This window comes from Alphaproteobacteria bacterium (assembly GCA_030739735.1).
Classification (GTDB): Bacteria; Pseudomonadota; Alphaproteobacteria; order UBA7887; family UBA7887; genus UBA7887.
The window spans coordinates 41,445-56,962 of record JASLYQ010000009.1; the positions used below are offsets into that span (position 1 = coordinate 41,445).

General features: G+C 62.8%; 11 protein-coding genes. 6 read left to right on the forward strand and 5 right to left on the reverse strand.

The genetic code is table 11. The features are described from left to right. Window positions 1-16 precede the first annotated feature (16 nt). The 3 genes from QF629_06275 to QF629_06285 all read left to right on the forward strand — a co-directional run bounded on the left by QF629_06275 (window position 17) and on the right by QF629_06285 (window position 4,765). Window positions 17-1,309 carry an acyl-CoA dehydrogenase family protein gene (locus tag QF629_06275; GenBank protein MDP6013135.1) on the forward strand — a complete coding sequence of 431 codons (1,293 nt, stop codon included), beginning with the start codon at window positions 17-19 and terminating at the stop codon, window positions 1,307-1,309. A 121-nt stretch (window positions 1,310-1,430) separates the two neighbouring features. Beyond that, window positions 1,431-3,701, forward strand: coding sequence for a UvrD-helicase domain-containing protein (locus QF629_06280; GenBank protein ID MDP6013136.1), 2,271 nt, complete (start codon window positions 1,431-1,433; stop codon window positions 3,699-3,701). 203 nt (window positions 3,702-3,904) lie between these two features. Further along, window positions 3,905-4,765 (forward strand): 50S ribosomal protein L11 methyltransferase, encoded by an 861-nt coding sequence (locus QF629_06285; protein ID MDP6013137.1) that lies wholly within the window; start codon window positions 3,905-3,907, stop codon window positions 4,763-4,765. Here QF629_06285 and QF629_06290 read toward each other — a convergent pair. Further along, a complete protein-coding gene (locus tag QF629_06290) occupies window positions 4,762-4,932 on the reverse strand; it encodes a hypothetical protein (protein MDP6013138.1) in 171 nt (56 codons plus the stop codon). The genes QF629_06285 and QF629_06290 overlap by 4 nt on opposite strands. A gap of 248 nt (window positions 4,933-5,180) precedes the next feature. Between QF629_06290 and QF629_06295 the strand changes: the two genes are divergently transcribed. Then, complete coding sequence (locus QF629_06295) at window positions 5,181-6,974, forward strand: aminopeptidase P family protein (protein MDP6013139.1); 1,794 nt, start codon at window positions 5,181-5,183, stop codon at window positions 6,972-6,974. A gap of 180 nt (window positions 6,975-7,154) precedes the next feature. Here QF629_06295 and QF629_06300 read toward each other — a convergent pair whose 3' ends face one another. The 4 genes from QF629_06300 to QF629_06315 all read right to left on the reverse strand — a co-directional run bounded on the left by QF629_06300 (window position 7,155) and on the right by QF629_06315 (window position 12,907). Further along, window positions 7,155-7,988, reverse strand: coding sequence for a DUF1499 domain-containing protein (locus QF629_06300; protein ID MDP6013140.1), 834 nt, complete (start codon window positions 7,986-7,988; stop codon window positions 7,155-7,157). A gap of 362 nt (window positions 7,989-8,350) precedes the next feature. Further along, window positions 8,351-10,420: an NAD-dependent DNA ligase LigA gene (ligA, locus tag QF629_06305; protein ID MDP6013141.1), complete on the reverse strand. Its 2,070-nt coding sequence runs from the start codon at window positions 10,418-10,420 to the stop codon at window positions 8,351-8,353. Then, a complete protein-coding gene (gene recN / locus QF629_06310; protein ID MDP6013142.1) occupies window positions 10,417-12,084 on the reverse strand; it encodes a DNA repair protein RecN in 1,668 nt (555 codons plus the stop codon). The genes ligA and recN overlap by 4 nt, the downstream gene beginning before the upstream one ends. A gap of 34 nt (window positions 12,085-12,118) precedes the next feature. Beyond that, window positions 12,119-12,907, reverse strand: coding sequence for an outer membrane protein assembly factor BamD (locus QF629_06315; GenBank protein ID MDP6013143.1), 789 nt, complete (start codon window positions 12,905-12,907; stop codon window positions 12,119-12,121). A gap of 243 nt (window positions 12,908-13,150) precedes the next feature. Here QF629_06315 and QF629_06320 point away from each other — a divergent pair, with 243 nt between their 5' ends. After that, window positions 13,151-14,212, forward strand: a complete 1,062-nt coding sequence (locus tag QF629_06320; protein MDP6013144.1) for a cyclase family protein — start codon at window positions 13,151-13,153, stop codon at window positions 14,210-14,212. A 151-nt stretch (window positions 14,213-14,363) separates the two neighbouring features. After that, window positions 14,364-15,518: a PotD/PotF family extracellular solute-binding protein gene (locus QF629_06325; protein MDP6013145.1), complete on the forward strand. Its 1,155-nt coding sequence runs from the start codon at window positions 14,364-14,366 to the stop codon at window positions 15,516-15,518.

Here is a 15,518-nt window from a genome sequence, read left to right on the forward strand (position 1 = left end):
AACACAGAGCCCAGACATGGATTTCACTCTCCCCGACGATCTTGTCGATTACCTGGCGCGCCTTGATGCCTTCATCAAAGCCGAGATCGCGCCCTTGCAGGGGACAGACGACAACGAGCGTTTCTTCGACCACCGCCGCGAATGGGCGCGCACGGATTTCGAGGCCGGTGGCCTACCACGCCCAGAATGGGAGGCACTGTTGGCGAAGGCCGTGCACCGCGCCGACAAGGCGGGTTTCTATCGCTTGGCCCTACCGTCGGAATTCGGCGGCAACGACGGCTCTAATCTTTGGATGGCAGTGATTCGCGAGCATCTTGCGGCCAAGGGGCTGGGGTTGTTCAACGACCTGCAGAACGAGCATTCGATCGTCGGCAATTTTCCGGTCATACTTATGCTGCGGGACTTTGGCACGGAGGCGCAGAAGGCGGAGTTCATCGTCGGCGCGCTGGAGGGACGCTACAGCTTCGCCTTCGGCTTGACCGAGCCCGGTCACGGCTCGGACGCTACCCACATGGCGACGCGCGCAGTGCCTGAAAGCCGCAACGGTATTGACGGTTGGCGCATCGACGGTGCCAAGATGTGGATCACTGGTATGCATCGGGCGAGCCATTGCGTTGTCTTCGCGCGCTCCGATGGCGATGCGGGTGACGCCCACGGCATCACAGCCTTCTTGGTGCCGCGCGAGACGCCGGGGCTGGTCATCGAGGAATATCTCTGGACCTTTAACATGCCGACCGACCACCCGCGCCTCTCCTTGAGCGATCTTTGGGTGCCGGCGGAGGCCCAGTTCGGCAAGCGCAGCAGAGGCCTTGCCTTAGCTCAGGCCTTTGTGCACGAGAACCGCATCCGCCAAGCCGCTTCATCCTTGGGTGCTGCCTGCTACTGCATCGAGGAGAGCGTGGCCTACGCCCGCACGCGCAAGCCCTTCGGCAAGGCGTTGGCCGGCAACCAGGCGATCCAGTTCCCTCTGGTCGAGCTCGCGACGCAAGCGGAGATGCTGCGCCTGCTGATCCGCAAAACCGCTTGGGAGATGGACCAGATGCCCCACCCCGAGGTCGAGAAGCGCCTCTCCGACAAGGTTTCGATGTGCAACTACTGGGCCAACCGCCTGGTCTGCGAAGCCGCCGACCGGGCCATGCAGGTGCATGGCGGCATCGGCTACTCGCGCCACAAGCCCTTCGAGCACATCTACCGCCACCACCGCCGCTACCGCATCACCGAAGGCGCCGAGGAGATCCAGATGCGCAAGGTCGCGGCATACCTGTTCGGTTATCTTGGCCCACGCCGCGACGAGCTAGGCCGGGTTTAAGGGACGGGCTTTTGTCGGCACACGCCCTGAACGGGAAAAATGAGCTGTAAAGGACCGTTTGCGGGCCACCGCGCGCTCCATCTTTGCCTGTTCTACCCATCTTGTATACTCGATGCGCATTATGTCGGACCCCTTCGATCTTAGCGATGTGGCGCCCGCACCACCTTTGGCGCCGCCTGCCGCACCGGCCTATCTCGACAGCCTTAACGACGCGCAGCGTGCCGCCGTCGAGGCAACGGATGGGCCTGTCCTGGTGCTGGCCGGCGCCGGCACTGGCAAGACCCGGGTGCTGACCACGCGCCTCGCGCACATCCTCGATTCCGGCCTCGCACATCCCGGTGAGACGCTAACCGTCACTTTCACCAACAAGGCCGCACGCGAGATGAAGGAGCGCGTCGAAGGGCTGCTCGGGCGCTCGGTCGAAGGCTGGTTCCTCGGCACCTTCCACGCCATGGCGGCGCGCGTGCTGCGACGACATGCGGAGCTAGTGGGGCTCGAATCGAGCTTCACGATCATCGATACCGACGACCAGCTACGCCTGATCAAGCAGGTCATGGTGGCCAACGACCTCGACGACAAGAAATGGCCGGCGCGCTCGCTCGCCGCCATCATCGGCCGCTGGAAGGACCGCGGCCTAGTGCCGGACAAGGTCTCTGGCGACGAGGCCGGCGAGTTCGCCAATGGCCGCGCGGTCGAACTCTATCGCCAGTACCAGACGCGGCTTGCGGAACTCAACGCCGCCGATTTCGGCGACCTCTTGCTGCACAATCTCACGGTTTTCGGCAGGGATGCCGCCGTGCTCGCCGAGTACCAACAGCGATTCCGTTACATTCTCGTCGATGAGTACCAGGACGCCAACGTGGCGCAATATCTATGGCTGAGATTACTCGCCCAAACTCATCGCAATATCTGCTGCGTCGGAGACGACGACCAGTCGATCTATGCCTGGCGCGGTGCCGAGGTTGGCAACATCCTGCGCTTCGAGAAGGAGTTCCCAGGCGCCCGCATCATCCGCCTCGAAAGCAACTACCGTTCGACCGGACATATCCTCGCCGCTGCTTCGGGCCTAATCACCCACAACGAAGGCCGGTTGGGCAAGACCCTATACCCGGCCAGCGAGGCGCTCGGAGACAAAGTGCGCGTGCTCGGCACCTGGGACGGTAACGACGAGGCAAGTACGGTCTCGGAAGCTATCGAGGCCTTGCAGCGCGACGGCCACGCCTTGCACGAGATGGCAATTCTTGTCCGCGCGGGCTTCCAGACCCGCGCCTTCGAGGAGCGCTTCCTGCAGATCGGCCTGCCCTATCGCGTGATCGGAGGCTTACGCTTCTACGAGCGGCTGGAGGTTCGCGACGCTATCGCCTACTTGCGCGCCCTGGCCCAACCGGCTGACGACCTCGCCTTCGAACGTATCGTCAACAAGCCCAAGCGTGGCATCGGCGACGCCAGCCTGCGCACAGTCAATCTGCACGCCCGCACCCGCGGTATCCCCTTGCAGGCGGCGGCGCGCGAATTGATCGAGACCGATGAGCTGCGCGGACGTGCGCGCAAGGCGTTGGCAGAGCTGCTCAACAATCTCGAGCGCTGGCGCATCTCGCGCACCACCATGGCATTACGCGAGCTCGCGAGCATTGTGCTGGACGAATCCGGCTACATCGAGATGTGGCGCAACGACCGCTCGGTCGATGCGCCGGGCAGGCTGGAAAACCTCAAGGAACTAGTCAACGCGCTTGATGAGTTCGACAACCTGGAAAGCTTTCTGGAGCACGTTAGTCTGATCATGGAGAATGCCGAGGCGGTCGACAACGACATGGTCAACGTGATGACTTTGCACGGTGCCAAGGGGCTAGAATTTGACAGCGTCTTCCTACCCGGCTGGGAGGAGGAGCTGTTTCCCAACCGGCGCTCGCTCGAGGAAGGCGGCGTAACAGCGCTGGAGGAGGAGCGGCGATTGGCCTATGTCGGGCTGACGCGCGCGCGCCACCGCGCCGTCGTGCTCTATGCCGCCAACCGCCTGACCTACGGCCAATGGCTGAGCGCGGCGCCGTCGCGCTTCGTGGCGGAGCTGCCTGAGGATCATGTACAGCGCGAAAGCGTCTCCGCCGCCTATTACGCGGGCTTCGGCGATGCGGACGCAGTTGATCCGACAAGCTTTGATCGCCCGAGCTTCGGCGGGCGCACCAGCAGCTGGCGCCGCCACACGAGCCATGCGCCGATACCTGCCATAGAGACCCAGGACCATGCACCCGGCACTTTCGCGCAAGGATCGCGCGTCTTTCACCAGAAGTTCGGCTACGGGCAAATTTTAGCGATCGACGGCAACAAGCTGGAGATCGCCTTCGACAAGGCTGGCACCAAGAAAGTTATGGATAGCTTCGTCAACCCGGCCTAACGGTAGCGTGATAGATAACAGGTGACTGGTCTCCAGAATAACTTTCTGCTCTGTTACTAATGAATTGTGCACTATTGATATAGTCGTACTCCTGATCGTCGACACAAGCTAAATCACAGTACACCCAAAAATTATCGGTTCGCCCTCCCGAGATCAGCGCCTTTTTCTTTTCTCGGGATCCGGCTTCGCGTAAGCCTGGAATTATGCTTTGGCAAATTACCCTCAGTGTGCCGCGCGAGGCAACCGATGCGTTCGAGGCGGCGCTCGATCCGTTCGCGTTTTCGCAGACTCTATGGCCAAGCGCCCATAACAAGATGGGCTTGGAGGCGCTGTGCACTGCCCCCCCTGAGCCGGATGCGCTCGACCAGTCCTTGAGAATCGCAGCGGCTGCCACCGGCATCGAGATGCCACTGCTTCACGTCGCGCCCATGCCGCATCAGGATTGGCTAGCGCTTGGCTTAGCCGGGCTCAAGCCGGTGCGCGCGGGCCGCTTCACCGTGCGCGGCGCCCACCATACCCCACAACCCGGCACGCTCGATTTGTTAGTGGAGGCGGGGCAGGCTTTCGGCACCGGACACCACGCGAGCACGGCAGGATGCCTGACCATGCTCTGCAATCTGGCGCGGGGGCATCGTTTCACGCGCGCTCTCGATATGGGTTGCGGCAGCGGCGTGCTAGCCATGGCCATGGCGCAGCTATGGCGCCGCCCTGTCCTGGGAATCGATATCGACCCTCTGGCCGTAGCGACGGCTCAGGAGAACGCGCGGCGCAACCATCTCGGGCCATGGCTACGCTTCGTCTCCGGCAACGGCTACCGCGCGCGCGCCGTATTAACGGGAGCGCCGTTTGACATTGTCGCCGCGAACATTCTAGCCCGGCCGCTGGCGAAAATGGCGCCCACCCTATCGCGCGCCTTGGCGCCAAGCGGTTTCGCCATCCTCGCCGGTCTGCTTATCGGCCAGGAGACTTCGGTGCTAGCCGCCCACCGAGCAGTGGGGCTGATACCGCGTCGACGTTGGCGGCGGGACGGCTGGTCGGTGTTGGTGCTACAGACCGTTGGCTAGCTGACCCAGCGGCAAAAATGTGCCACGACATTGTCGATGGTATCGTTAAACGCGCGCGCCTGAAGGCGGCGACCACGCGTCACCAGCGGCTGGATCTGATCTGCGGTCAACCCGTACAGTCCGCTGTCGGATCCGCGGGCAGCCGGCTCGCTAACAAAACCGTGCATTCTTGAACCTCCTTGTTTGACTGCCCTGGCCGGCCGCGACGCGACTGTCAGCGCGTGCCGCCGGAGCCGAACATGGTTGGGAGTAACTTCAGCGCATTGCACATAGGCATTATCATCAACTTATCAATCGATCGTTCGAATTACTCATAGCGGTGCTGTTATGCACGAACTGCAATGCTTGACGGTTCCATCTCCGCCCCTGTACGCCGCAAGGCAAGAAATGCCCTGAGTGCTGGAGATAAGGAGAGATGGTAGACAGTAACAGCGCACATCTTGCCCTTCTGCGCGAGGAACTCGCGCGGCGCGGCCTTGATGGCTTCGTGGTGCCTCGCGCCGACGAGCATCAGGGCGAACATGTACCGTTCAGTGCCGAGCGCCTAGCCTGGGTGACCGGGTTCACGGGCTCTGCCGGAACCGCCGTGATACTGGCTGCTCGTGCCGCCCTGTTTGTCGATGGCCGTTACACACTGCAGGGCGCGACCGAGACTATGGGCACCGGCATCGAGATAGTTCACGTCACCGAGCGGCAGTTCGATGACTGGCTTGTCGAAGCCTTGTCCGAGGACATGCGCCTCGGCTACGATCCGCGCCTGCACACTGGCGAGGGGCGCAAGCGTCTGGAAAAGGTATGCAAGCGTGCCACCGCCCACCTCGTGCCGACCGACGGCAATCCCGCCGACGCGGTCTGGCAGAACCGACCCGCCCCGCCGCTAGCGCTTGTCGTCGCCCATACCAACGAATTCACCGGCCGCTCGTCCGAGGACAAGCGCAAGACCATCGGCTCGACCTTGGCCAAGGAAAAATGCGACGCCGCCGTCATCACGCTACCAGACTCCCTTGCCTGGCTACTTAACCTGCGTGGCGGTGATGTGCCCAACACGCCGTTACCGCTAAGCTTCGCCATCCTCTCGCGGGACGGCACCGTGGCGCTGTTCATAGACCAGCGCAAGCTCTCACCCGGGCTCGACCGACACCTTGGCAAGGATGTCACAATACAAGCGCCCGATGGGCTCGGCCCGACACTGCGCGCGCTCGGCGAAGCAGGCAAAACTGTTCGCGCAGATCCTGCGACAGCATCGGCCTGGGTGCTCGACGAACTTGCCGAAGGCGGCGCCATTGTTGTCGAAGGAACTGATCCCTGCCTCCGGCCGAAGGCGATCAAGAACGAGACCGAGCTCTCTGGCACGCGGGCCGCGCATCGGCGCGACGGAGTCGCTGTCACCCGCTTTCTGCATTGGCTCGATCGGGAAGCCGCAAGCGGCGCGCTGACTGAGATCGCTGCCGCGGACCACCTCGAAGCCCTGCGCCGCCAGGGCAAGCATTTCCGCGATCTCAGCTTTCCCACCGTCTCCGGTGCTGGCGCCAACGGCGCCATCGTGCATTACCGGGTGACGCCCGAGAGCAATCGCAAGCTCGAGAGCGGCTCGCTCTACCTGGTGGACTCCGGCGCGCAATATCTCGACGGCACCACTGACATCACGCGTACCGTCGCCATCGGCAGCCCTAGCGAGGAGATGCGCGACCGCTTCACGCGCGTCCTTAAAGGGCACATTGCGCTCGCCACTGCGCGCTTCCCCGTCGGCACCCGCGGCAGCCAACTCGATACACTGGCGCGGCTCGCACTGTGGAAGGTAGGGCTCGACTACGACCACGGTACGGGCCACGGGGTCGGCAGCTATCTGAGCGTCCACGAAGGTCCGCAGCGCATCTCCAAACGGGGCGGCGATGCCGCGCTTGAGCCGAACATGATCGTCTCCAACGAGCCTGGCTATTACAAGGCCGAGGGCTACGGCATCCGCATCGAGAATCTGGTCGCGGTCAAGACGCTCGGAAAACCCGAGGGTGGCGAGCGCGAGTTGCTCGGCTTCAAGACTCTGACCCGCGCGCCCATCGACCGCACCCTGATCGACACCACACTGCTCGACGACAGCGAGGTGGCCTGGCTCGACGCCTACCATGCCGAGGTGCGCAAGACCCTAACGCCGCTGCTCGATGCCAAGACCGCAGCTTGGCTGACCGCCGCGACAGCGCCGCTGCGTTAGAATACACCTCGCCTGCTCCGGGGCTATTGCGCCTGCGCAATAGACCTGCTCCAGTTCCACGGCTAGGCGCCGTTTCAACGACCTTGCAACAGGAGAACCGGCCCCAACCAAAACATTCACATGAGTCGAAGCGGCGTAACACCTTGCCGCTTTAAAAACTTTCGGTGAGGGGGAGACGTATTACCCGCCGGTGATGATCCTCAGACGCCCCAAAAAGCCGGCAATGCGCCCGGCGTTAACACCGACGTCGGAGCGCCCGACACGGCTGGCGGAGCGCATGTCGACGCGCGTGCCAGAGCCAGCCGCCGCGATGCGCAACACCACGTCGTCGCGAAACTTAAAGTAGGGTGTCATGACCGTGGCCTCGATGCGGCCTTCCGCGGGCGCGCTGGCGACAACCTCCCAGCCCTCGCTCTCAACCAGGGCCAGTACCTTGTCGAAGACCACACTTGGCGCCTCGCTGGTCTCCACCGGCGACAGATCGGGATAGCCGGACCGCTGCTGCGCTGCGTTCTGCTGCAACACTATTTCGGCGGTATATTCGAGGCCATTGAGCTTATCCAGACTGACCTGGGCGAAAGCCTCACGGGCGCCCACCACATCGACAAAATCCGGCGGGTTAGCCGTATCTGTAGTGATGTCGTGGATGAAGGGGTTGCTCCGCACCTTCATGTACAGTTCAGCGATCTTGCCGCCGCCGCCAAAGCCGAGCACGATGGCGATAAGCGCCGCCACAAAGCCCCGCTTGGGCGCCCCGCGCATGGTCGCACCAAGCCCGATCAAACCGAACACGCCAGCAGCAATGCCAGCATAGGCTGCGTACTGGACGATGGTGCCGAGCGCAAATTTATAGTCCCAGTGCAGCTCCGGCGGCAGGAAGGGAAACTCCCCCTGGCCGGCACGATAGCCCACGGCGGCGACAAACAAGGCGCCTACCGAGACAATACCAAGCACCGCTCCCAGTGCTGCAAATCTTGAATACCGCCTGACGGCCAAAGCCCGGGTGTCAGCCATTTTGCCCTCCAAGTTCCGTTGGGCGCGGTTGTTGCCGTATGGCAGCATATTTCCACCCCATCAACCATATACCCGCATGGTGGTAGCCATACCACCGGATGCGCACGCCATCACTTAGGAAATGTGCACCCTGGCGCACGCTCCGCCATGACTTCGGGATCGACCGGGGTCAACCGAAAAGCTGGAGACGAGCCATGACAAAGCGTCACGAAACAGCGCGCCACACCAACGCCCTGCGCGCTTAGCTCGATTAACGTATTCGACCGGTTCCATAGCGGCGTTTCGGTCGCCCCTTCAGAGTAACAGCGGATTCTCAATATCCTCTGTAAGACACTGCTGTAACTCGATTACGCTGACGCGGCTTAGGGCGTGTTCGTAAGCTCATACCACTCGACCTCGCTGAGTACAGCAACGCCTCGCTCTTGGGCCTTTTTGAGCTTCGAGCCGGCGTCAACGCCGGCAACCAGATAGTCGGTTCTTGCTGACACCAAGCCCGCCACTTTAGCGCCCAGCTCCTGCGCCCGCGCCTTGGCCTCGGAGCGGCTCATGGTTTTGAGTTTGCCCGTAAAGACCACAGTCTTGCCAGCAACGGGCGACGCCGATCCCGCCGCAATAAAATTCTCGATCGTCAGCGCCGCAGCAAGTACCGAGACCGCCTCCTGGTTATGACGCTCGGCAAAAAAATCGACAATATCCGCCGCTACCTTGTGTCCGATGCCATCGATCGCCACCAGACCAGCATAGGCCTCGCTTTCCCCGTCCCTCGCCTCGTCCATAGCCGCCGTTAAGCCGGCCAGGCTGCTATAGACCTGCGCCAACAAGCGCGCATTGGCCTGGCCGATCTGACGTATGCCGAGCGCATAGACGAAGCGGTCGAGACCGATTCGCCGCCGCCTCTCAATCGCCATCAGTAGATTATGTACCGAGGTCTCGCCCCAACCCTCGCGCTCCGCCAGCGCCTCGGCGTGCACGCCAAGGCGGAACAGATCAGCGGGTTGGCGCACCAGCCCATCTTCCCAGAAAGCAGCAATCTGCTTCTCGCCCAAACCCTCGATATCGAAAGCGTCGCGGCTGACAAAATGCCGCAGGCGCTCGACCGCCTGGGCCGGACAGATCAGCCCACCGGTGCAGCGGCGCACCGCTTCCCCCGGCTCACGCACAGCGCTCGAGTCGCAGACCGGACAGGTCTCGGGCATCACAAACGGCACCGCCCCCTTGGGGCGCTTCTCGAGTACCACTTCAACCACCTGAGGAATCACATCGCCTGCGCGCTGGACGACAACCGTATCGCCGACGCGGACGCCCTTCTCCGCAATCAGCTCTTCATTATGCAGGCTGGCGCGCGAGACCACCACGCCGCCGACCGTGACGGGCGCCAGATTGGCAACAGGCGTCAGGGCACCCGTGCGCCCGACCTGGATGGTGATACCTTCGAGTCGGGTGGTGGCACGCTCGGCCGGAAACTTGTGCGCGATGGCCCAGCGCGGGCTACGGCTGATAGTGCCGAGGCGTTCCTGCCAGTCGAGCCGGTCGACCTTGTAAACAACGCCATCAATATCATAGTCGAGATCGGCGCGGCCATCGACGACCCTCTTATAGTAGCGGAGCATGGCAGCGAGATCGGTGCAGCGCGCTGCCCATCCGTCGAGCCGGAAACCGAAGCCGCCCAAACGGTCGCGGGCCTGCCACAGGGTGTCGCCAAGCGGATCGCTGATCTCGCCCCAGGCATAGGCCGCAAAGCTGAGCCGCCGCGACGCGGTAATCGCTGGGTCGATCTGGCGCAGGCTGCCCGCGGCACTGTTGCGCGGATTGGCGTAGAGCGGCTCCTCCGCCGCCTCACGTGCGTCGTTGAGAGCGGCGAAATCCGGCTTCGCCATGTAGACCTCGCCACGCACTTCCAGGATGGCCGGCGGATCACCCTCTAGGCTGTCGGGAACATCATCCAGCGTGCGTAGGTTCGCCGTGACGTCCTCACCTTCGCGGCCGTCGCCGCGCGTCAGCCCCAAGGCCAATTCTCCGTTCTCGTAACGCAGAGAGGCCGACAGACCGTCGATCTTCGGCTCGGCCACGGTGACCAGATCGCCATCCTCGTCGAGATCGAGGAAACGCAGGATACGGGCGCGAAACTCGGTCACATCGTCTTCGGAAAAGGCATTGCCAAGAGATAGCATTGGCACGGCATGAGCCATGCGGCGAAATCCGTCCGCCAAGGGCGCGCCGACGCGATGGGAAGAGCTATCAGCCCGGACCAGCGCGGGGAAAAGTGCCTCGATCTCATCGTTGCGCCGACGCAGGCCATCATAGTCCGCATCCGAGATCTCAGGTGCATCGTGGGCGTAATAGCGCTCGTCGTAATAGACGATAAGCTGGGCCAGACGCTTGAGTTCGGCTGCCGCCGCTGTCTCGTCAAGCTCAGCGATAGGGGTGCTCATGCGCCGCCCCCCCCAATCAGGCTATCGGCCGCGGCGCGGGCGCTTTCTGTCACCTCAGCGCCGGCCAGCATGCGCGCGATTTCTTCGCGGTGCTCGTCCGCCGCCAAAGCCTTGATTCCCGTCACCGTGCTGCCCTTGCCGTTTTGCTTGGCTACCCGAAAATGGCAGTCGGCACGTGCCGCCACCTGTGGTAAGTGTGTAACCACCAGCACCTGTGAGGTCTCGGCCAAGCGCGCCAGACGCTTGCCGATCGCATCGGCAACCGCACCGCCGACGCCACTGTCAATCTCATCGAAGACCAGGCTCGACGTACCCATGCTGGCGGAGAGTGCCACGCACAGGGCGAGCATGAAGCGTGACAGCTCGCCGCCGGACGCAATATCGCTCAGCGGTGCGACCGGCTGGCCGCGATTGGTCGCGATACGAAAGCGCACTCGCTCCGCTCCGGTCGGACCCCAACGGCTGTCGTCCAACTGCTCTAGCGTAGTGACGAAGCTTACCTTGCTAAGATGTAGTGCGCCCAGCTCACCACTCACGGCTCTGTCCAGCCGCTTTACGGCCATCTTACGGCCATCGCTCAAGGCCTGGACGGCGGTAACAAAATCTGCATGTGCGACCTCCGCCGTTTGGCGCAGAGTCGCTAGACCTGCTTCGCTGACGTCGAACGCCACCAGTTGTGCCGCCAGCCGCTCGCGCGTCTCCGGCAAGGTATCGACCGCGCAATCGTAGCGCCTGGCCGCCGCACGTAAGGCGAACAGGCGCTCCTCCACCTGCTCAAGCCGGCCTGGGTCGGCATCAAGCGCCGTCGCCGCGGCATCGAGCTGCAGGCCGGCCTCGCCGATCTCGATCAAAGCCTTATCGAGCGCACCGGCTGCGGCGTCGAGGGCGCCGGCAGCGGAAACGCGCACCCGTTCCACAGCGCGCTGGGCGATAGTCAGGGTCTCCTCAACCGGGCGCCCGTCGCCGGCAAACGCCTTGGCCGCCTCGTCTAGCGCAGCGGCGATGCTCTCCGCCGCCATCATGCGGCTACGCTCGGCCGCCAGGTGCACTTCCTCTCCGATCTCAGGCGCAAGTTCATCGAGCATCGCCAGCGCGCCTTCCAGGGCTTCTCGATCGGCGCGGTCGGCCTCAGCCGCTGCCTCCGCATCGCACAAGACCGCGTCCGTCTCGCGCCACCGGGCGTGCGCTTTTGCAACGGCCCGTCGCGCCTCACCAAGCCCACCGAAGGCATCGAGCGCCTCGCGATGGGTCACCGTGTCCATCAGCCCGAGCTTGTCGTGTTGCCCATAGACTTGAACCAGCAGCCCGCCGAGCTCTGCAAGCGCGGCAACGGTGACCGGTGCATCGTTGACAAAGGCGCGACTCCGGCCGTCAGCACCGAGGCTGCGGCGCAATACCAGCTCGTCGCCGACGTCAAGGTCGCGCTCGGCGAGCCAGACCCGGGCCGCAGGCGAAGCCTGGAAAACCGCGCTGACGCTCGCGCGCTCAGCGCCGGCACGAAGCAATCCCGCATCCGCACGCCGTCCAAGCGCCAAGCCTAAGGCATCGAGAAGGATGGATTTGCCAGCCCCGGTCTCGCCGGTGAGCACGCAGAAGCCCGCCGCCAGGTCGAGATCCAGGCTTTTGATCAGTATGACATTGCGAATTGACAGGCGCGCCAACATGCCCCTTCCCCAGCCCACGCCCCCAGCGACGCGCTCAGAAAATCCGCGCCAGCCACGAGCTCTCGTTCAGGCGCGGCTCAAGTTCCTCTTCCTGCAGCAGCACGTATGCCTCGCGGTACCATTGGCTGCCCGGAAAGTTATGGCCCAACACCGCCGCCGCCGCCTGCGCCTCGCCAACCACGCCAAGCGCGAGATAGCACTCGGTCAGACGCAGCAGGGCCTCCGGCGCGTGGCTTGTGGTCTCATACTCGCTGATAACGTTGCGAAAGCGGTTGATGGCCGCAAGGTAGAATTCGAGGCCCTGGTATGTTCGCCCGACTTCCATCTCCTTGCCCGCCAAATGATCGCGGGCCAGAGAAATCTTGAGAGCGGCATCGCGGGCATAGCGTGTATCGGGATAGCGTAGAACGACGTCTTCGAAGGCTTCGAGCGCCAATTCCGTGTTGCGCTGATCCCGGCCGACGTCGGAGATCTGCTCGTAGAACGACAAGCCGACGAGATAGCGCGCGTAGGGCGCGTCACTGCTGCCCGGATGTAGCTCGATGAAGCGCTCCGCTGCCAGCACGGTCTCATCGTAATTGGTGCTTTGGTAATGGGCGAAGGCCGACATCAACTGCGCTTTCGTGGCCCAAACCGAATAGGGATGCTGTCGCTCGACTTCCTCGAAGGCGGCCGCAGCCGCATCGTAGGATTCCGCCAACAGCAGATCCATAGCCTCGTTATAGAGGTCCTCCACGGGGCGCTCGACATAAACTTCCTCGTCACCGCCGCTGCAACCGGCAAAGGCCAAGCCGAGCACGCAAAGGAGGGTCAACGTCAGCACGCGGCTTCGCCGCCGGATAGTCGATATTGTTTGTGAAGAGCTCGTCATCACTTTCCAAGTGGCGGTGAGTATACCACCTCCAAAGTAAGCGCCTAGCGTCAAAAGCAACCTCCAAGGCGCAGTTTTTCTTGCTTACTGCCGGCAGCTTGTGCCTTGACAATTCGGGTCATAACGCGCGTAGAATGCACAGTGCGTCGGTTTCGGGAGGAGTTTGGCGCCACTACACCCCTAGGGAGGACTTCAATGAAAAACCTCAAGTTTCTTGCCGTTGCCGGCCTTGTCGGCGCGGCTATGACCGTCAGCACCGCGGCAAGCGCATGTTCGACGGATGATCTCGACGGCTGCATCGGCAAGCCGTGGGTCGACGGCAACGTCATGGAAACCCCGCTCGGCTCCAAGTGGTGGCCGAACGCAATGTGGGGCGAGGGCGACCAAGCCGGCTCGACCAACTGGTTCAAGAAGTCTGACGTCGTGCTGCGCGCTATCGCGCAGATCAAGCAGGGCAAGACCCTGACGCTGGGCCATGACTACCACGCGGACATGCCACTATTCGGTGCGCGTAAGTTCGCGCTGCGCATTCCGGGCACGCCGACGGGTGGCCCTTACGGTCCCAATGCGATCATGTGGAACGACGAATTCCTGGCTACTGAAATCGGCCAGGTTGGCACGCAGTTCGATGGTCTCGGCCATATCGGCGTGCAGGTCGGCGCCAACGGCGATAAGAACGAAATGCGCTGGTATAACGGCTTCTCAGCGGCCGAGATGGGCAGCCCATACGGCCTGCTGAAGCTTGGCATCGAGCACCTACATCCAATCGTCGCGCGTGGCATCCTGATTGATGTCGCCGGCTATCGCGGCATCGACAGCATGGAGGCTGGCGAGGTCATCAGCATGGACGACGTGCGCGGCGCGTTGGCCAAGCAGGGCATGAGCGACTACTCTGGAATGCCTGGTGACGCCATCATCTTCCGCACCGGCTGGGAGAGCCATTGGGAAGACCCGGCCACCTACAATGCCGGCTGCCCCGGCACCGGCATGGAAGTGGCGCGCTGGGTTGCCGAGGACATTCAGGCTGGCGTGACCGGTGCCGATACCTGGCCCGGCGATGCGGTTCCGAACCCGGATCCGGCCTGTGTCTTCTGCGTGCATCAGTACCTGCAGACCCGGCACGGTATCATCAACCAAGAGAACATGAAGCTCGCCGAGGCGGCCTCCATGGGCGTCTATCAGTTCGCCTACTTCTACAGCCCGTCTCCGATTCGCGGCGCCACGGGCTCGATGGGCGCACCGGTGGCGATCTACTAAGGGATCGCAAACAGCAATCGCTGACCGGGCTGTCCCGGATGGCGAAAAAGACCCGCGGGGCGTGCCGGATGGCACGCCCCGCTTCCTTTCTGCGCTGCTGCGCGGCAATATGGGGTGCTCGGCCCCAGAGCCGGGTGAAACAAGAGGCACGATGCAGAGGTCGAACCCGATCCGTTGTTTGACACGCCGCCGCTTCGGAGCCCTGGCAGGATGTGCGGCGGCGGCGGCAATACTGCCTCTGCCGGCCCAGGCCCAACGCGAGCGCGAACTCAACATCTATTGCTGGGAGGGCTACGATTCGAGCAACGTACTCGAGCCATTCCGCCAGCGCTTCAATTGCCAGGTACGCTCCGAGCGCAATACCTCGGACCCTGATGCGGTCGAGCGCCTACGAGCCGGTGAAACGGCGATCTGGGACTTGGTGACGCTTAACAATCCCTGGGCACGCAAAGTGCTCGACCCGGAAGGTCTGCTGGTGCCGCTCGAGCGCGAGCGCTACGAAGCCTATCAGGCGCACATGCTGCCCACCTTCCGCGCACCTTACCGCTGGACAACCAGCGAAGATGGCGAACGCCTGCTCGGCATGGTGCAACGCTTCGGTCCCTTCAATTTTGTGGTTAACACCAGGCACATCTCACGGGAATTAGCCGAGGATCAGGGTCTAGCCCTGTTTCGCGACCCAGCCATGAATGGGCGATACGCGGTTCTTACCTATGACAATTGGAACATTCTGCATATCTGTATCGCCGCCGGTATTGACCCCTTCAGACCGCATAGCGAGGACGAGCTTGCGCGATTCCGCAGTGTGGCCCAACAGCTGTTAGGCAATGCCCGTTTCCTTACCGACGACGCTTGGCTGATCAACAATGCGCTAATTAACGGAGAGATTAACAGCTATTTCTCGGGCGGCACCTACACCGCTTCACCGGTCCGCCTAGACGGCTTGCGCCATATCTGCGGCATCACTCCGAACAGCGGTCCCATGGACGGTAAGGGCGGCGTCAACTGGGTGGAGATCACCTCGGCAGTGGCCAATCCGGAGCTGTCGCCACGCGCTTTTGACTTCCTCGACTATGTGCAACAGCCCGAAACGGCCAAGACTGTCGCCCTTGCTGAAGGCACCTACAATCCGGTCAGCCAGATGGGCAATCCGGCCGTCCTGAAACTGTTCAACGCGCACGAACTCGACGCCCTGCAGTGGTACTCGCTGGAAACTGATATGGCACGCTGTGTCGATTACGACATCAACCCTGACTATGAACTCATGCTCGGCCTCTACAACGATGCCAAGCGGCAAGTGGGTTGA